Annotated in this window: 15 protein-coding genes and 1 tRNA gene; 11 read left to right on the top strand and 5 right to left on the bottom strand. The window is 63.4% G+C overall.

Annotated features, from left to right (window positions below):
- Positions 1 to 42: 42 nt before the first annotated feature.
- On the bottom strand, positions 43 to 2793 hold the full coding sequence (acnA, locus tag AXZ77_RS11045) for an aconitate hydratase AcnA (RefSeq protein WP_098411194.1): 2751 nt from the start codon (positions 2791 to 2793) through the stop codon (positions 43 to 45).
- 307 nt (positions 2794 to 3100) lie between these two features.
- Here acnA and AXZ77_RS11040 point away from each other — a divergent pair, with 307 nt between their 5' ends.
- The 6 genes from AXZ77_RS11040 to AXZ77_RS11015 all read left to right on the top strand — a co-directional run bounded on the left by AXZ77_RS11040 (position 3101) and on the right by AXZ77_RS11015 (position 7138).
- Positions 3101 to 3943, top strand: coding sequence for a thioredoxin family protein (locus AXZ77_RS11040; protein WP_255266475.1), 843 nt, complete (start codon positions 3101 to 3103; stop codon positions 3941 to 3943).
- A 204-nt stretch (positions 3944 to 4147) separates the two neighbouring features.
- Complete coding sequence (gene rpsF / locus AXZ77_RS11035; protein ID WP_098411193.1) at positions 4148 to 4501, top strand: 30S ribosomal protein S6; 354 nt, start codon at positions 4148 to 4150, stop codon at positions 4499 to 4501.
- 22 nt (positions 4502 to 4523) lie between these two features.
- Complete coding sequence (gene rpsR, locus AXZ77_RS11030) at positions 4524 to 4748, top strand: 30S ribosomal protein S18 (RefSeq protein ID WP_038073027.1); 225 nt, start codon at positions 4524 to 4526, stop codon at positions 4746 to 4748.
- Between the two features lie 12 nt (positions 4749 to 4760).
- Positions 4761 to 5387, top strand: a complete 627-nt coding sequence (rplI, locus tag AXZ77_RS11025) for a 50S ribosomal protein L9 (protein WP_098411192.1) — start codon at positions 4761 to 4763, stop codon at positions 5385 to 5387.
- Between the two features lie 209 nt (positions 5388 to 5596).
- Positions 5597 to 6760: a YihY/virulence factor BrkB family protein gene (locus AXZ77_RS11020; RefSeq protein WP_098411191.1), complete on the top strand. Its 1164-nt coding sequence runs from the start codon at positions 5597 to 5599 to the stop codon at positions 6758 to 6760.
- 87 nt (positions 6761 to 6847) lie between these two features.
- Entirely contained in the window at positions 6848 to 7138 is a 291-nt protein-coding gene (locus tag AXZ77_RS11015; RefSeq protein WP_078520921.1) for a hypothetical protein, read from the top strand.
- A gap of 109 nt (positions 7139 to 7247) precedes the next feature.
- Here the strand turns inward: AXZ77_RS11015 and tig are convergent, their stop codons facing one another.
- The 3 genes from tig to AXZ77_RS11000 all read right to left on the bottom strand — a co-directional run bounded on the left by tig (position 7248) and on the right by AXZ77_RS11000 (position 10213).
- Entirely contained in the window at positions 7248 to 8576 is a 1329-nt protein-coding gene (gene tig / locus AXZ77_RS11010; RefSeq protein ID WP_098411190.1) for a trigger factor, read from the bottom strand.
- 501 nt (positions 8577 to 9077) lie between these two features.
- Positions 9078 to 10010, bottom strand: coding sequence for a hypothetical protein (locus tag AXZ77_RS11005; RefSeq protein WP_098411189.1), 933 nt, complete (start codon positions 10008 to 10010; stop codon positions 9078 to 9080).
- 119 nt (positions 10011 to 10129) lie between these two features.
- Positions 10130 to 10213, bottom strand: a tRNA-Leu gene (locus tag AXZ77_RS11000).
- 179 nt (positions 10214 to 10392) lie between these two features.
- Here AXZ77_RS11000 and AXZ77_RS10995 point away from each other — a divergent pair.
- Together AXZ77_RS10995 and AXZ77_RS10990 are read left to right on the top strand one after the other, a co-directional pair.
- Complete coding sequence (locus AXZ77_RS10995; RefSeq protein WP_176536024.1) at positions 10393 to 10926, top strand: Hint domain-containing protein; 534 nt, start codon at positions 10393 to 10395, stop codon at positions 10924 to 10926.
- Positions 10927 to 11233: 307 nt separating this feature from the next.
- Positions 11234 to 11869 carry a Crp/Fnr family transcriptional regulator gene (locus AXZ77_RS10990; RefSeq protein ID WP_176536023.1) on the top strand — a complete coding sequence of 212 codons (636 nt, stop codon included), beginning with the start codon at positions 11234 to 11236 and terminating at the stop codon, positions 11867 to 11869.
- Positions 11870 to 11875: 6 nt separating this feature from the next.
- On the opposite strand, the gene AXZ77_RS10985 is transcribed toward AXZ77_RS10990, so the two are convergent.
- Complete coding sequence (locus tag AXZ77_RS10985) at positions 11876 to 12631, bottom strand: Crp/Fnr family transcriptional regulator (RefSeq protein ID WP_098411186.1); 756 nt, start codon at positions 12629 to 12631, stop codon at positions 11876 to 11878.
- Between the two features lie 216 nt (positions 12632 to 12847).
- Between AXZ77_RS10985 and AXZ77_RS10980 the strand changes: the two genes are divergently transcribed.
- From AXZ77_RS10980 to AXZ77_RS10970, 3 genes are all read left to right on the top strand, one after another.
- Positions 12848 to 13030: a hypothetical protein gene (locus tag AXZ77_RS10980; RefSeq protein WP_098411185.1), complete on the top strand. Its 183-nt coding sequence runs from the start codon at positions 12848 to 12850 to the stop codon at positions 13028 to 13030.
- A 75-nt stretch (positions 13031 to 13105) separates the two neighbouring features.
- Complete coding sequence (locus tag AXZ77_RS10975; protein WP_098411184.1) at positions 13106 to 14509, top strand: surface lipoprotein assembly modifier; 1404 nt, start codon at positions 13106 to 13108, stop codon at positions 14507 to 14509.
- Positions 14510 to 14796: 287 nt separating this feature from the next.
- A complete protein-coding gene (locus tag AXZ77_RS10970; protein ID WP_176536022.1) occupies positions 14797 to 17199 on the top strand; it encodes a calcium-binding protein in 2403 nt (800 codons plus the stop codon).
- The last annotated feature ends 34 nt before the right edge of the window (positions 17200 to 17233 follow it).

Below are 17233 nucleotides of genomic sequence, written 5' to 3'. Positions count from 1 at the left end.
CCCGCGCTCGCGGGGCCTTCTCCAATCTCGTGACCGTCAGCCTCAGGCTTTGGCGAGGTTGCGCAGCACGTAGTGCAGCACGCCGCCGTTCTTGAGGTATTCGATCTCCACCGCGGTATCGATCCGGCTCTTGAGCTTGATCTCCTTCGTGGTGCCGTCCTTGTAGGTGATGGTGCAGGGCACGATCGACTGCGGCTTGATTTCGCCTTCGAGACCTTCGATCGAGACCTCTTCCTCACCGGTCAGGTTCAGATCCTTGCGGGTCTGGCCTTCGGTGAACTCGAAGGGGATCACGCCGAAGCCGACGAGGTTGGAGCGGTGGATACGCTCGAAGCTCTCCGCGATCACGGCCTTGACGCCGAGCAGGTTGGTGCCCTTCGCCGCCCAGTCGCGCGAGGAGCCTGCGCCGTATTGCTCGCCACCGAAGATCACCAGCGGCTTGCCGGCTTTCTCATAGGCCATCGCCGCGTCGAAGATCGAGGTCTGCTCGCCGTCGGGGCCCTTGGTGAAGCCGCCCTCGACGCCGTCCAGCATCTCGTTCTTGATGCGGATGTTGGCGAAGGTGCCGCGCATCATGACTTCGTGGTTGCCGCGGCGCGAACCGTAGCTGTTGAAGTCCTTCGGCGCGACCTGACGCTCGACCAGGTATTTCCCGGCCGGGGTGTCGGGCTTGAACGAACCCGCCGGCGAGATGTGGTCGGTGGTCACGAAATCGCCCAGCACGGCGAGGATGCCCGCGTCCTTGATGTTCGAGATCGTGCCAGCTTCCGGCGACATGCCTTTGAAGTAGGGCGGGTTCTGGATGTAGGTCGACTGCGGCGGCCAGTCATAAGTTTCGCCGCCTTCGACTTCCACGCCCTGCCACTTCTCGTCGCCTTTGAAGACGTCGGCGTATTTCTCGATGAACTTCTCGCGGGTGACGACCTTCTCGACGAGATCGGCGATCTCTTTGTCCGAGGGCCAGATGTCTTTCAGGTAGACGTCCTTGCCGTCCGGCGTCTGCGCGATCGGGTCGCTCGACAGGTCGATGTTCATGTCGCCGGCCAGCGCGTAGGCCACCACGAGGGGCGGGGACGCGAGGTAGTTGGCGCGCACGTCGGGCGAGATCCGGCCTTCGAAGTTCCGGTTGCCCGAGAGCACCGAGGTCGCGATCAGGTCGTTGTCGTTGATCGCCTTCGAGATTTCCGGCTGGAGCGGACCCGAGTTACCGATACAGGTGGTGCAGCCGTAACCCACGAGGTTGAAGCCCACCGCGTCGAGGTCTTCCTGAAGGCCAGCGGCTTCCAGATATTCCGACACGACCTGCGAGCCAGGGGCCAGCGAGGTCTTCACCCAGGGCTTGCGGTTCAGGCCCAGTTCGCGCGCCTTGCGCGCCACGAGACCCGCGCCGATCAGCACGTAGGGGTTCGAGGTGTTGGTGCAGGACGTGATCGAGGCGATCACCACCGAGCCGTCGCGCAGCTCGTAATCCTCGCCTTCGACCTTGGCGGTCTTGCCGATGGTGACCGACTTGGTTGCGATCGGGCCTTCGTCGGCCATGTCCTTGGCGTCTTCCGAGATGTCGATGCCGCGATAGTCGGCCACGACGTTCTCGAAGGCGTCGGCGGCTTTGGTCAGCGCGACATAGTCCTGCGGGCGTTTGGGGCCCGAGATCGCCGGAACGATGGTGTTCATGTCCAGCTCGAGCGTCGACGAGTAGACCGGCGCGTAATCCGCGTCGCGCCACATGCCGTTTTCCTTGGCATAGGCTTCGACCAGCGCGATGCGGTCCTTGTCGCGGCCCGTCTGCTCGAGATAGCGCAGGGTCTCGTCATCGACCGGGAAGAAGCCACAGGTCGCGCCGTATTCGGGCGCCATGTTGGCGATGGTCGCGCGCTGAGCCAGCGGCAGGTTGTCGAGGCCGTCGCCGTAGAATTCGACGAACTTGCCGACCACGCCATGGGCGCGGAGCATTTCGACGACTTTCAGCACGAGGTCGGTGCCGGTGGTGCCTTCGACCATGGAGCCGGTCAGCTTGAAGCCCACGACTTCCGGAATCAGCATCGAGATCGGCTGGCCGAGCATGCCGGCTTCAGCTTCGATACCGCCCACACCCCAGCCGAGAACGGCCGCGCCGTTGACCATGGTGGTGTGGCTGTCGGTGCCCACGAGCGTGTCGGGGTAGGCGACTTCGGTGCCGTCCTGATCCTTGTCGGTCCAGACGGTCTGTGCGAGATATTCGAGGTTCACCTGGTGGCAGATGCCGGTGCCCGGCGGAACCACGCGGAAGTTCTCGAACGCGGTTTGGCCCCACTTGAGGAACTTGTAGCGCTCGATGTTGCGCTCGTATTCGCGGTCGACGTTCATCTGGAACGCGCGCGGGTTGCCGAATTCGTCGATCATCACCGAGTGGTCGATCACGAGGTCGACGGGCACGAGCGGGTTGATCTTCTGTGCGTCGCCGCCAAGACCCTTGATGCCGTCACGCATCGCGGCGAGGTCGACCACGGCCGGAACGCCGGTGAAGTCCTGCATCAGCACGCGGGCGGGGCGGTAGGCGATCTCGCGCGGGTTCTTGCCGCCTTGCTCGGCCCATTCGCCGAAGGCTTTGATGTCGTCGGTCGAGATTGTGAAGCCGTTATCCTCGAACCGCAGAAGGTTCTCCAGAACCACCTTCAGCGAGGCGGGCAGCTTCGAGAAATCACCCAGGCCAGCCTCGGTGGCGGCGGGGATCGAGTAATAAGCATAGGTCTTCGAGCCGACGCTGAGTTCGCGGCGGGTCTTCGCGGTATCCTTACCGGTAACGATGGGCATGAGAATGGCCTCCCTTCAAGGGTCCTAAGGGTGTCGCTGGCGTGTGTTTGCCCCAAGCGCGCGATCCGTTCAAGAGGGTCGGGACATTTTTAGTATACCATTGCACACAAAAACGCGCGACTGGAGCGACCCTGCGTCATGTTGAACCGCGCTTGGGCCTTATACGTTGGACATATATCGTTTCGCGCGCCCGGACAGAAAGAAATCTCTCAAAACATTGATTAGGCATGGTCAGAGCAGAAACGCTAGGTATAAAGACGGCGAAGTGAGGAGTGTTTTTCGAGTGCGCGCAGGACGTTTGACCGCGATGGGAGCTGCTTTCGCCGCAGGGCTGGTAAGCTTTGCGGAATTTGCGTCTGCCCAAGGGGCAGCCGACGCGCCGCCCGGGATGCGTCTCAATGCGTCCGAAGCGCTTCTCGACCAGATGGCCTCCGAGAAATCCGACACCCCCGCGAAGCCGAACCCCGTGGCGCCCGATCCCGACACCGAAGGCGAACACGACCCGGTCGTGGTCGAGCTTTATACCTCGCAGGGCTGCTCGTCCTGCCCGCCGGCGGATGCGCTCTTGAAGGAGCTCACGGATCGGGACGATGTGATCGCGCTGGCGCTGCATGTCGATTACTGGGACTACCTCGGCTGGAAGGATCCCTTTGGAAAACCTGAGTTTTCCGCCCGCCAGAAATCCTACGCGATCGCCGCGGGCGAGCGCACGGTCTACACCCCGCAGATGATCATCGCGGGCCGCGAGGCCCTGATCGGGCCGCAGGAAGCGGCGCTCGATGCCGCCATCGCACGCGAGAGCGACGCCCATCCCGAGGTCGATCTGAAGGTCACGGGGAAGGGCGATCATTACGAGATCGCGCTGAGCCCGGTCGATAAGCTGGAGACGCCCGCGATGGTGCAGCTCGTGCGCTACAAGCCCTCCGCCACGGTCGACATCCTGCGCGGCGAGAATGCCGGGCGCACGGTGACCTACAAGAACATCGTCACCAGCCTGACCGGCATCGCCGAATGGGACGGGCGCGCGCCGGTGACGCTCTCGGTCGATCTCGACGGGGACGCGCCCGCCGTGGTGATCGTGCAGGAGACCCGCCCGAGCGAACATGGCCCGCTGCCCGGTCCGATCCTCGCCGCAGGTCAGCTCGACTGACCGGGTCGGGTCGAGCTGGGCCGAGCCTTTGAGGGCAGGGCGCAATCGCCCCTTCGGCACCCTGATTTTTCCTTGCATCCGGACGCGCATCCCGTATAAGGCCGCATCTTCCGCGTTTGCTATGAACCGGCGGAGCCTCTCGTGTTGGGTTGCGGAAGTGTCAGACGCCCAACTTTGAAGCCGCCTCGAAATACAGGAGTTCGCATGCCGCTTTACGAGCATGTCCTCATCGCGCGTCAGGATCTGTCCAACGCGCAGGCCGAAGGCCTTGTCGAACATTTCTCCACGGTCCTGTCGGACAACGGCGGCAAAGTCGTCGATTCCGAATACTGGGGCGTGAAGACCATGGCCTACAAGATCAACAAGAACCGCAAGGGCCACTACGCCTACCTGCGCACCGACGCCCCGTCGGCGGCCGTGCAGGAAATGGAGCGTCTGGCTCGTCTGCATGACGACGTGATGCGCGTCCTGACCATCAAGGTCGACGCGCACGAAGAGGGCCCCTCGGTCCAGATGCAGAAACGTGACGAACGCGACAACCGTCGCGAGCGCCGTTGATCGGTAGACAGGAGTAGACACCATGGCAAAACCGTTTTTCCGCCGTCGTAAGGTCTGCCCGTTCTCGGGTGAGAACGCGCCGAAGATCGACTACAAGGACACCCGTCTTCTGCAGCGCTACATCTCTGAGCGCGGCAAGATCGTCCCCGCCCGCATCACCGCCGTTTCGGCGAAGAAGCAGCGTGAACTGGCCCGCGCGATCAAGCGCGCCCGTTTCCTCGCCCTGCTCCCCTACGCCGTGAAATAAGGAGACCGACCGATGGAAGTGATCCTTCTCGAACGCGTGGCCAAGCTCGGCCAGATGGGTGACGTCGTCACCGTCAAGGACGGCTTCGGCCGTAACTACCTGCTGCCGCAGGGCAAGGCGCTGCGCGCCAACGAAGGCAACATCAAAGCTTTCGAAGAGCGCAAGGCCCAGCTCGAGGCACGCAACCTCGAAACCAAGAAAGAAGCCGAAGCTCTGGCGTCGAAGCTCGACGGCGAGACCTTCGTCGTGATCCGTTCGGCTTCGGACGGCGGCAACCTCTACGGTTCGGTCACCACCCGCGACGCGGCGAACATCGCCTCCGAGCAGGGGTTCACGGTCGACCGCAAGCAGGTCATCATCCGCCAGCCGATCAAGGTTCTCGGCCTGCATGACGTCGAAGTGCACCTGCACCCCGAAGTCGTCGCCGAGATCCAGCTCAACGTCGCACGTTCGCCCGAAGAGGCCGAACTGCAAGCGTCGGGCAAGTCGATCCAGGACGTGGCGGCCGAGGAAGAGGCTGCAGCCGAATTCGAGATCGCCGAACTGTTCGACGATATCGGCGGCGCGACCTCCGACGACGACGAGGGCGGCCCCGTTGCCACCCCCGAGGCGGCAGCCGAAGAAGAAGACAAGGCCTGATCGGCCACGTCGGTTCTTCAGCCGAAAAGATAGAGAACCGCGCCTTTCGGGGCGCGGTTTTTTCATGCTTGCCTGTCGGGGCAGTTCTGCCGAAATATGTCTAATGACATAGTGGGTGCCCGACGCGCGGCGCAGACCCCGGAACCGCGTGCCGCAATCCGGCGTTGGCCCCTAAATGGCCCTCAGGGCTTTGAAAACAGGGGACACGCATGACGAAACGATCGGGGCAGGGCCCACGCGACGACGCATCGAGCCGACGCGACCGGCTTGTGCAGGCGGGGCTTCTGGGTTTCGGCGTCTATCTCATGTGGCGGCGCTATCAGGACGATCGGCAGGCCGCGATCCACGGCCCGACCGAAGGCCGCAGCGCCCGCCATGTGCCCGCGACCCGCACCGACCGCTACGACCGGCCCGCCGACCGCGCGCTGGGACGTCAGGCGGAAAGCCCGTTCGAGATCCCCCGCGCGGGCTGGAAGGCCATCGCCAAGCGCGCTTACGGCCAGATCGACGAGGACCGGGTTCTGGCGGTCGCCGCAGGCGTCACCTTCTACGCATTGCTCGCGCTCTTCCCCGCGCTGACCGCAACCGTCTCGATCTACGGCATTTTCGCGGACCGCCAGACCATGCTGCAAGACCTCGATGCGCTCAAGAACGTCATCCCGCCCGAGGCGCTGAGCCTGATCCGCACCCAATTGGAGCAACTGATCGGGTCCAGTTCCAACGCGCTCGGCCTCGCTTCGATCTTCGGCGTCCTTCTGGCGCTCTGGTCGGCCAATGGCGGCGCGAAGGCGATGATCGGTGCGCTCAACGTGGCCTATGGCGAGAAGGAGCGACGCAGCTTCGTACGGCTCAACGCCTTCGGGCTGGGCATGACGATCACCGGGATCGTCATGGTCTGCGCGCTGATCCTCGTGGCGGCGGTGCTGCCCGTGATGCTCGATTACATCCCGATGGGCGGGGCGCTGGATGCGGTGCTGCGCTGGGGGCGCTGGCCGGTGATGGCGCTGGTGCTGATGGGGATGCTGATGCTGCTCTATCGCTTCGCGCCCGCACGCAACGCGCCGCGCTGGATCTGGGTGGTGCCGGGGGCGATCGTGGCGTCGATCCTGCTGCTGATCGTCTCGGCGGGGTTCTCTTTCTACACCTCGAACTTCGCGAATTACTCGAGCACCTATGGCTCGATCGGCGCGGTAGTGGTGCTGATGATGTGGATCTGGCTCTCGACGACGGCGGTGCTTCTGGGGGCCGAGATCAATTCCGAGGCCGAACATCAGACCGCGCAGGACAGCGCCGTCGGCGCGCCGCGTCCCTTGGGCGCACGCAATGCAGTGGCCGCCGATGCGGTGGCGCCTGCACCTGCGCGCAAGCGCTGAGCGCGGCGGGGCGCGCGAAACGAGCCTCAAAATCGCCGTTTTTACAGGGAATCCTGTCCGGGCAAGCAACCCTGACGAGGCCCTGCCATGCGGCTGTTTTCGATCCTGCACTTCGCGCTGACCCACACGATCCTCGTGACGGGCGGGCTTTTGTATCTGCACGATCCCGAAGGCGCGCGCGATCGGCTCGCATCGGCGGGCGAGGTGCTGCGGACGGCGATCTACGACCGGATCGAGCCCGGCAATCCCGCGGCGGATCGCACCGCGTCCCTGCATGTGGATCGCGCGGCCCAGAAGCTGCGCGAGGTCGCGACCGCGACCGATCTTCCCTCGCTAATCCCGAACGCGAAATTCCTGAAAGTGCCGACCGCGGAGTGAGGCGCAAAGAGAATAGCGGTAGGCGCGACCCGCGCCACCTCCCATCCACGAACGCAAAAGGCCGCCCCGAGAGGCGGCCTTCGCTATTGTTGGGCTGAGCGCCCGAAGATCACAGCTCGTCGAGCTTCTCGATCTCTTTCTGCAGCTCTTCCTTGGAGACTTCCTTGTCGTCCACATTGGCTTCGCCAGCGATGTAGTCGACGACTTTGTCTTCGAAGAGCGGCGCGCGCAGCTGCTGCTGCATCTGCGGGTTCTGCTGCACGAATTCGAAGAAGGCGCGCTCCTGACCCGGGTACTGACGTGCCTGGTTCATGATCGCCTGGGTCATCTCGGCGTCGGAGACCTCGATCTCCTGCTTGCGGCCGATTTCGGCGAGCAGCAGGCCAAGACGCACGCGGCGCTCGGCGAGGGTGTTGTGCTCGTCGGTGGTCTCGATCTCGCCATGGTCATGGCCGTGATCGTCCGGGTTCTCTTCGTGATAGAGCTGGTGCGCGATCTGCTTGGCCTCGGCTTCCACGAGCGAGGGGGGCAGGTCGAACTTCACCTGATCGTCGAGCTGGTCGAGCAGGCCGCGCTTCATCACCTGACGCGCTGCGCCCTGGTATTCAGCTTCCAGACGCTCTGCGACCTGCGCTTTCAGCGCGGCGAGGTCTTCGGCGCCGAACTGCTTGGCCATCTCGTCGTCGATCTCGGCAGCCTTCGGCGCCTTCACTTCGTGGACCTTGCACTTGAACAGCGCTTCCTTGCCCGCGAGATGCTCCGCACCGTATTCGGTCGGGAAGGTCACGGTCACTTCGACGTCGTCACCTGCGCTCGCACCGGTCAGCTGCTCTTCGAAGCCCGGGATGAACGACCCCGAACCGATTTCCAGCGGGTAGCCTTCGCCCTTGCCGCCTTCGAACGCTTCACCGTCGACGAAGCCTTCGAAGTCGATCACGACCTGATCGCCGTTCTCGGCCTTGCCTTCTTTGGTCTCGAAGTTCTTGGCGGTCGCGGCGAGGCTTTCCAGCGCTTCGTTCACTTCGCCCTCGTTGGCCTTGACGACCAGACGCTCGAGCTTGACGCCCGACAGATCGACATCCGGGATGTCCGGCAGCGCTTCGTACTCGACGGTCACGATCACGTCGTCACCCTCTTTCCAGTTCTCGCCGTCCTTCATCTCGATCTTCGGCTGCATCGCGGGGCGGTCGCCGGTCTTCTCGAAATGCTCGCTCATCGCGCCGTCGACCGATTCCTGCATCGCTTCGCCGAGGATGCGCGGGCCGAATTGCTTGCGCAGCATCGCCATCGGAACCTTACCCTTGCGGAAGCCCTTCATCTCGATCTCGGGCTGCGCTTCGGAAAGCTTCGCGGTGACCTTCTCGTCGAGTTCCTTGGCGGTGATGGTGATCTCGTAGCCGCGCTTGAGGCCGTCGTTCTGGGTCTCGGTGACCTGCATGGTTTGTCCTTTGTCTCTGGGCGCCGCGCGGATCGCGGCCGGTTCTCGAATTTCAGGCGTCCTTCTATTGAGCCTCAGCCATGGTGGCAAGGCGAAAAGGGGCTGCGGGGCGGCCTCCGGGCGGTGAAATACGCGCGCGGGCGGGCGCGTGCGAGGAGATGCCGGGAACACAGGATCGAGAGCGGGCAGGGCGGGCGCTGACAAAGCGGCGCAAGGTGCGGGGCGCGGCTGCGGTGGATCGGGCGGGAAGTTGCAGCCGGGACGCACCACCCCACAATGGTCGCCCCGGCCGCGAATCCGGGATTGCGCCGCGCGGGCGCGTCGTCGTGATCTCTCACCGCTTCGGCGGATCCGCCCCCTTGTTTGCGGAGCCCAAGCGAAGACGTCACGACCTCCCTGAAGGTCCACTCTAAGCCGGAAGTGTTTGAAACTCAGCGGTCATTTTCGGACAGATCGCGTCTTTGCGCCCCGTGTTGCGCCCGGAAAACCGCTCTCTCGTCCTCACGCGACGGCGCGCCAGCCGCGCTCGACGCATTCGAACTTCACCGCCTGCCTGCGGAAATGGTCGCGCACGAAATCGGGCGAGAGCCAGAGCCGGCCCCGCCTGCGCGGCAATTCCCACCCAAGGTGGCCCGCCTCTTCGGCCTTCTGGATCATTCGCTTGATCTTCGAGACTGAGATCAGGAATTGCTCCGCCAGCGCGGCGATGCTGACCGGTTCGAGATAGATGCGCCCGTCGGTCTCGCGCAGGTCGGTGAGCATGCGGATCAGCGCATGGAGCAGGATGCCGCCGGTGTCGGAGCCGAGGAAATGCGCCATCGAGGGCGGCGGCGCGCGCCATTCGGGATCGGCGCGGATGATCTCGACCATGTGCCGCTGCATCGCGAAGGGAAGATCGGGATCGTTGCGCGCCGCTGCCAGCCGCGCGCCACCGTCGAGCATATCGAGGCAATGCAGATGCCCCTCGCACCAGCGCCGCATCCCCTGTTCGGCCATGAGCGTGGTGGTGACGGGCCGCAGCCGCCGGTCGCCCTTGGGCTCGGAGGGCGGGGCGAGCAGGCCGTGCACCTCCATCTCGCCCAGATACTGGCTCAGCGTCTTGCGGTTGATCTCGACATGGGGCGTCAGCGCCGCAAGAAGCCGGCCCGGCGTCAGCTCCGGCGCGTCCGACCCCGTCTTCGCCCGCATCGCAAGCGCGAAACTGGTCTGGCTGACGAGCCAGCGCCGATGCGAGGCCATGTGCCGCGCGATCCGCGGCGTCTGCGCCTGCACGTCGAGCAGCATCGTCGCCACCACTTTCTGGGCGGCGAAGAAATTCGGATTACCCGCAATCGCGTCGCGGCTGAGCGCGTGGCTGGAATTGGGCCTGTGCGAGCGGGACTCCGGCGCGTCTTCGACAGGCCGCCGGGGCGGCATTTGCGGGCCTTCGACCATCACGCCTCCCACGCTTTCGGTCACCAAAGCGGGGGCGTAGCAGGCCCGCGCAGCCATCCGAAATTAGCACGCTCGCGTGATAAGGCGAGGGTATCTTGTGATATTCCGCAAGTGGGGAGTGGTGCGGGTGAAGGGACTCGAACCCCCACGCCAAAGGCGCCAGAACCTAAATCTGGTGCGTCTACCAGTTCCGCCACACCCGCATCAGGGGCGTAATAGCAACAGCCTGAGGGCTCGGAAAGAGGAAGATGCGATTTTGCTCGTCTTAACGCGATGGTGAGGGTTAGCCTTTATCCAAAGGCGCGTCAGACGCCAAAGTTACGAGTAGGCAAGAGCAGGTATCGCCATGGGACAGGCACCAGGGCGGGGGGATGGCATGGCCATGCTCCGCCAGATAATCGAATCCAATCCACGCCACACATTGCCGGGCCCGGCCGGTCCGGTCGTGACCGAGCGCGCAGCGCCGCCCGAGGCGCGCAGGCCCACGCCGGATCTCAGTGCGGGGATCGCCGCCGGGGCGCGGGTCTACACGCTGGACGGGGCCATCCCGATCGAGTTTCTCGAACCCGGCGACCGGATCGTGACGCGCAGCGGGACCTGCAGGCTCAAGGCGTTGCGGGCGGGCGAATATGTGGGCGCGCTGATCCGCATCTCGCCCGGCGCGCTTGGCCATGACCGGCCCGGGGCGCCACTTCTGATTGCGCAGGGCGCGCAGCTAATGATGCGCGACTGGCGGGTGCAGGTGATCTACGGCAAGCGCGAGGCGCTTCTGCCGGCGCAATCGGTCGTCGACGGGCACTATGTCACGCTGGGCCAAGGCCGCGCGCGGCTCTTCGTGCTGGAATTCGAGACGCCCGAAGTGATCTATGTCGACGGTGTGGAAATGGCCGCCGCAGTGGCAAGCGTCGACGCCTGATCCACGCGGAATTTCTGACAATTTCCATAAGTCTCAGAGGGTTGCGAGGCATCGTCTCGTCACATCTGCGATAGTGATTTGACATATATGCACTCTATCACGCGCATGTGTTGACAGTCTGATATGTCATTTGCATAGTCTTATTACGCACTAGGGGACGAGTACGCAGTTTTGCTGCGAAGAGTGTGGGTAAACCCCTTCGGAGATTGCGATGACGGCACCTTTGCGAAATGCAGAGGCGATCTTGCATTGCGCAGGTTGCAACGGGCGCAACCAAGGCGTGTGCGGATCCCTCTCGGATCGAGCCTTGGCTCGGGTCGTGGAACAGGCGCGCACGATTACCTGCGCGGCCAATGACCGGCTTTGCGAGGAAGATGTCACCTGCAACCATATCGCGCTGGTTCAGCGCGGCATGTTGCGGATGCAGAGCCATTCGCTCTCGGGGCGACGCAAGATCACCGGTCTCGTCGTGCCGGGCGACAGCGTCGGGCAGATTATCAACGGAACGCGCGACACCGCGATCGAGGCGGTGATCGACACGGATCTTTGTCTGTTCGAGTCGGCGCGTTTCACGCAGCTGATCGATCAGGAGCCCGAATTGCGCCGGGCGCTGTGTCATCAGGCGGAAAGCTGGATCCACAAGGCGCGGCGGCTGAGTTGGCTTCTCGGGGCCTGCGGGCCCACCGACCGGCTGCGCGTGCTGCTTCTGCTCTCGCGCAATATCATGCCGTGGCAAACCCTGCCCAAAGGGGGCGGCATGTTGACGATGTTGCTGCCGCGTCAGGATATCGCCGATCTGATCGCCACGACGCAGGAGACGGTCAGCCGGTCGCTGCATCAGTTCCAGAAGGACGGGCTGATCGACATCCTGAATTCCCGACAGTTCCGGCTGAACGATCTCGACGCCTTGGCCGAGGGACTGGAAGAGTTTCTGGAAAGCTGAGCGCTCTCAGGCGTCGCGCATCTCCAGCGAATTGCCCGAGATGTCGATCAGCGCCGCGAGATCCGCAAGCTCGATATCGTAGGGGGTGACGAGACGGATCGCGCCCCTGCGCTCGAGCTGATGGAATGCACGGCTCAGCGATTCCGGCGAGGTGCCCAGCAGATGGGCGATATCGACCCGCTTGATATGGATATGCAGGCGCAGCTGGACAGGCTCATGCGCGGTGCCTTCGGGTGTGCGGTATTTGTGGCGGCTCAGGATGATCAGGAGCGAGGCCAGCCGCTCGACGACTTTCGAGCTGCCCAGCACCATCACCCATTCGCGCGCGGCATCAAGTTCGTCGAGGATGCTCAGCAGAAGCAGCCGTTCCGCCTCGTGCGAGCGGCTGATGATCGCTTCGAATTTCTGCCGGTCGCAGGTCAGAACCGCGCCGCCGCTGAGCGCTTCGATCCGGTAGCCGGAGGGCCCGTTGAAGGCGCGTCCGAACATATCCGATGGCGTGATCAGCCCGATGATGTGGCGATGCCGGTCCTGCAGCGTTTTCGACATGGCGAGAAAGCCGTCGGTGACGAAGCCGATCCGGTCCGCAACCTCGCCGTCTTCGATCAGCACATCGCCCGGCGAGAAGCGGATGATTTGCCAAAGGGGTAACATCTCGGTGCGAAGATCGGGCGGCAACGCATTGAGAAGGCGCTGCAATTTGCCCTGCGCCAAGACGCCTTCAAGCTCTATCGGCTCCCCGGCTTTCGAGTGCTCGTTCATCGCGTTTCGCCTCCCTGTCGCGTGAAGGAGTCTAATCACGCTCGGAGGGGGATGCGAGGGGGTGGAACCCGAAAAGCCGCGTTTTCGCCGGTCTTTTCATCGCCCTGTCGCAAGATTTCGCAGGAAAAATCGTGATGCGCAGTTAGCACGTTGATCGGCATCAAAGAATCACGCTGAATAGTCACGGTAAAATAACCTGCAACAAAGGAGAGACAGATGAAAAACCTGCTTATCATTCTTGGCGTGACTGCGGCTCTGGCTGGCTGCGAAACGATGACCGGTCCGGCAGCGACCGACATGAACGACGAAGCGATGATGGCCCCGGCGGGTACGTCGACGGACACCACCGGGACCCACACGCAAGACCAGGACCGCTCGCGCGATCAAGCGTCGCAGTAACCTGACACGGGCGGCGAGGGGCTTTCACCTCTTGCCGCCCGTTTCGTCTGGTCGCTTGGCGTCAAAGGGGTGACGATGACCGAATTCGATACCGGCGGGCGCAGGTTGCAACGCGCACGGCGTATTCTGCGTGGCGGAGCGATTGCTCTGCTGCTTTGCGTTTTCGGATCCGGTCCCGTGGCCGCAGAGGTTCCGGTCGTCGATGCGATGACGGACGCGGCGCTGTTGCAGGTTCTGCGTTCGGGCGATTGGAACGCCGCGGAGGCTGCGGCGCGCGCACGTCTGGCACGCAATCCCGACGATGTGGCCGCGCTCGTCGTGCTGGCGCGGGCCCTTCGTGCGCAGGGCGACCCGGCAGGGGCGAAGGCGGCGGCCACTCGCGCCAATGCGCAGGCCCGGACACAGCAGGAAAAATACGTCAGCGCGGTCGAGATGGCGGCGGCGAATTACGATCTCGGTCATCCGCTCGCAGCCCAGCTCTGGCAACGCCGCGCAATCGAAATGGCGCCGAACGACGCCGTGCGCGCCGCGAGCGTGCGGGATTATCGCGCGCTTTCCGCGGCCAGCCCGTGGAGCTTCTCGGTGAATTTCGACGCGGGCGCGTCGAGCAATGTCAACAATGGCAGCCTCGCCGATACCGTCGATATCGGCGGCATCGACTTCACGCTCAATCCCGATGCCAAGGCGCTGTCGGGATATGAGATTTCGCTGTCGTTGAAGGCGCGCTACAAATTCGCGGGTCTGGGGGAGTTGCCCGCCAGTTTCGGCGCGCAGATCTATACCAAACAAGTGATCCTGTCGGGCGATGCGACGGACACGGTGCCCGATGCGCGCGGCTCGGATTACGCGTTCAGCGCGATCGAGACGACGCTGGGGCAGGCGCTCAGCCCGGCCGATGCGCCGCTGCGCTATCGCGTCGATCTTCTCGCGGGCAAGAACTGGTATGGCGGCGACGACCTGAGCAATTATCTGCGGCTTTCGGGAAGCGCGCAGTGGGGTGATCCGCGCCGCGCGCTCACGCAGGTGACGCTTTCGGGCGAGCGGCAGTTGCGCCTCGACAGTTTCCGCAATTCGGCGACGATCATCACCACGAGCCTGAGCCATCGACGGCAGCTCCGGTCGGGCGATCGGTTGGGCCTGTCCTTCGCCCTGCGCGATGCCTCCTCCGAGGCGGTCGAGATCGATCATCAGGCGGTGCTGGCGGGCGTGTCCTACGATTTCGCCAAACGGCTTGCCGGCACCGTCACGGTCGGCGCGGCGCTGGAACTGGAGCGGCGCGACTATGATGCGACGCTCTACGGGCCGGGGGCGCGTTACGACACGCGCGGGCGGCTGGCGCTGCAATTCGGGTTCCCGAAGCTCGAATTCTACGGCATCTCGCCCACGCTGCGACTGGAGGGGGAGGAGACCCGCTCCAATGTCGATTTCTACGACAGCTCGCAGGTGAAGCTCCGGCTTGGGCTGCGGTCGAATTTCTGACCTTTCGCGCCGGCGCGAGAGGTCTTTTCCCCTGCGAAGATGCCACTTCTGCGACCGAGAAATCACGTCGCCGGACTGCTTAGGGTTTCATTGACACATATCAATGCGAATCACGAGGCATTCACATGAATGTGACTCACGGTGAACGGTAATTTCGCAGCGAAATTAGGTCGATAGGCCTCATTTTCCTGACCGGACGCCACTGAACGCGGGGCCGTGACGGATGAGGGGCAGGCAAGTGCCTGAGGGTTCGTCGGTTCGCTCATATGCAAAAAGGGGACGCAGACATGGCGACACAGATTGACCCAAGCAATGTCGACGACTGGGACGAGCCGCTGAACACAGATCCGATGTTCCGCTCGTCGCATGTTTTCAGCACGGCGGATATTACGGTGACCTTCGACGGGATGACGGTCGGCGCGGCGGAGGATCCGCTGGCTTACTTCGATACAACCGGAACGAATGGTACGAAGGAAACCAAGGAAGGAGTGACGCTCTATCCGATCGAGAGCGAGTTCGGTTATAACGTCGCCGATTTCCAAGACGCGACCCAAAAGGTCATCGATCCCGAAAATCCTGACTATGCCGAAGGCTGGGCTGGCGATGTCTACGACGGCGAGGGTAATCAGCTTGGCCTCGTGATCTCCGACGCGCCGACCGACACGTTCAAGACGCCGGCGCTCTACGGTACGTGGCTCGCGGGTCTGGGCGGCAACACGGTGAAGGCCTCGACCGAGCATTACGTCGTGATGCAGAACATCCTGTCGGATCAGAAATTCCCCGGGGATCCAGACGCGCTCTATCCGCTCGACGACGAGCTTCGGGTTGTCAGCAGCAGCGATGCGGCGCTGAACGGCAGGCTGGTCTCCGATGTGATCACCGAACTTGAAGCGCTGCCTAACATGGAGGGCGACAAAAACGGCGATGGTGTCATCGACATCAAGGATGTTCTCGCCCCCAACGAGACCGAGATCACCGAAAATATCGCGGTCAGCAGCGATTATTCGGTGACGGTGAAGGATGACGGCAAGCTGCTCTATCGCTGGGGTAACACGATCAAGAAGCCCAATGATGTGCGTCTTGAAGCGACGATGGACCTGCCCGACGAGTGGAGCGAGTACAACCCCTATACCTCGCTGCGCAACATCTACCACGTGACCGAGGCTGAGCTGGTCGTGCACCACACGATCACCAACAACCCCAACGATCAGGTGCGCCCCGAAGATTTCGAGAACGAGGCCGCGATCGGCACGTTGCCGACCTATTACATTGATCCGGCCTATAACGACGATGGGCTTGGGCCGCGCGAGGTCTGGCTGACGACGGATGCCTATTACGCGGGTGACGGCACGCTTTATCCCGCAGACACGATCCTGCGCGATGAGTATCTCGCCGATCAATGGGATGCGAGCGATCTTGCGGCGATTGGCGCGGAAGACGGGGCCGAGGGCTTCACCAATGCGTGGTACACCACGATGGATCGCGAGCCTTTCGAGCCGGTCCTGAACGAGGATGGCACGGAATATGCCGATAGCGGCCCGCGCTGGCGTCTGCAGCCCGACAAATATGGCCAGGATCTGCCCTCGGTGGTTATTCCCGACGATCCGAGCGACCAGCCGCCGCCCACCAATGACGAGGTGAAATACGAGGTCGGCGCAGAGACCCAGACGGTTCTGAACCTGCTCGACTGGGGCTATCCCGCCCAGCCGCTCTCGGTTAGCGCGGGTTGGCAGGACAAGCCCGGCGATGTCTCGGTCAACGGGATGAACTATTCCGACGGCTTCGATATGGCGGTCTATATCAAGGGCGATATCAAACCCGCGACGGTCTACAGCGCCGAGCTGCTGATGGATTATGAGCTGGTCACGCCCTACGCGGTCGAGGCCGATGTCGTCGGCACGGACGGGAATGATTTCCTTGTCGGGATCGGTTCGAACGCCTTCACGGGCGGCGCGGGCACCGATCTCTTCGTGCTCAGCTACGGCTCCTCGGTGGAGGGCGTGCCGCTGACCGCAAGCACCATCAGCGATTTCGAAGTCGGCACCGATGCGATCGGCCTGATCGGTCTGGGCGTCTCGGACACGAATTTCGCCGACAACATCTCGCAAGTGGTGAACGGGACCAATCTTGAAATCTACCTCGACACGGATGGGGCTGAAGCCGGCGCCGACCCGGTTCTGATCGCGACGCTGACCGACGTGGCGGGCGATCTCGGGCCGAGCCAGGGGCTCGTCATGGAGGAAGACTTCCTTCTGGCCAACCCGGGTGCGGGCGATGCGCCGGTGTCCGAGGCGCCGATCGAAGGCACCAGCGGCAACGATCACCTGACGGGGACCCTCGGGGACGATGAGATCCTCGGTCTCGCCGGGAACGATACGATCTACGGCCTGTCGGGTGACGACACGATCGACGGCGGGGCAGGGTTCGACCTGCTCTATGGCGGGGTCGGCGCGGACACGTTCGTCTTCGCCGACGGCACGAATGTCGACATGGTCTACGACTTCGACCTCGGCGTCGACTCGATCCAGCTCTCCGGCTTTGTCGAAGGCGATGTTTCGGTGTCCGAATACGGGTCGATCGGGACGCTTCTCACGGCAGGGGATGACTACATGATCCTCCGCGGCGTGGACGTGGCGGACTTCAACGCCGAACCTGACGTCTTCATCCCTGACAACACTTTGATGGCCTGAGCCTAGCCAGCTGATTGAACTACAAGGACTAAAA

The sequence above is a fragment of the Thioclava sp. ES.031 genome, from assembly GCF_002563775.1.
Classification (GTDB): Bacteria; Pseudomonadota; Alphaproteobacteria; order Rhodobacterales; family Rhodobacteraceae; genus Thioclava.
The sequence above is the reverse complement of the archived record's forward strand: the minus strand, read 5'-3'. Positions and strand labels throughout refer to the sequence as shown.

Bases quoted from the DNA above. Each gene is read 5' to 3' on its own strand.
- rpsF (WP_098411193.1), top strand. From the start codon at position 4,148: ATGCCGCTTTACGAGCATGTCCTCATCGCGCGTCAGGATCTGTCCAAC.
- AXZ77_RS11015 (WP_078520921.1), top strand. From the start codon at position 6,848: ATGCGGCTGTTTTCGATCCTGCACTTCGCGCTGACCCACACGATCCTC.
- rplI (WP_098411192.1), top strand. From the start codon at position 4,761: ATGGAAGTGATCCTTCTCGAACGCGTGGCCAAGCTCGGCCAGATGGGT.
- rpsR (WP_038073027.1), top strand. From the start codon at position 4,524: ATGGCAAAACCGTTTTTCCGCCGTCGTAAGGTCTGCCCGTTCTCGGGT.
- AXZ77_RS10995 (WP_176536024.1), top strand. From the start codon at position 10,393: ATGCTCCGCCAGATAATCGAATCCAATCCACGCCACACATTGCCGGGC.
- AXZ77_RS10975 (WP_098411184.1), top strand. From the start codon at position 13,106: ATGACCGAATTCGATACCGGCGGGCGCAGGTTGCAACGCGCACGGCGT.
- AXZ77_RS10985 (WP_098411186.1), bottom strand. From the start codon at position 12,631: ATGAACGAGCACTCGAAAGCCGGGGAGCCGATAGAGCTTGAAGGCGTC.
- acnA (WP_098411194.1), bottom strand. From the start codon at position 2,793: ATGCCCATCGTTACCGGTAAGGATACCGCGAAGACCCGCCGCGAACTC.
- AXZ77_RS11040 (WP_255266475.1), top strand. From the start codon at position 3,101: ATGGGAGCTGCTTTCGCCGCAGGGCTGGTAAGCTTTGCGGAATTTGCG.
- AXZ77_RS10970 (WP_176536022.1), top strand. From the start codon at position 14,797: ATGGCGACACAGATTGACCCAAGCAATGTCGACGACTGGGACGAGCCG.
- AXZ77_RS11005 (WP_098411189.1), bottom strand. From the start codon at position 10,010: ATGGTCGAAGGCCCGCAAATGCCGCCCCGGCGGCCTGTCGAAGACGCG.
- AXZ77_RS11020 (WP_098411191.1), top strand. From the start codon at position 5,597: ATGACGAAACGATCGGGGCAGGGCCCACGCGACGACGCATCGAGCCGA.
- tig (WP_098411190.1), bottom strand. From the start codon at position 8,576: ATGCAGGTCACCGAGACCCAGAACGACGGCCTCAAGCGCGGCTACGAG.
- AXZ77_RS10980 (WP_098411185.1), top strand. From the start codon at position 12,848: ATGAAAAACCTGCTTATCATTCTTGGCGTGACTGCGGCTCTGGCTGGC.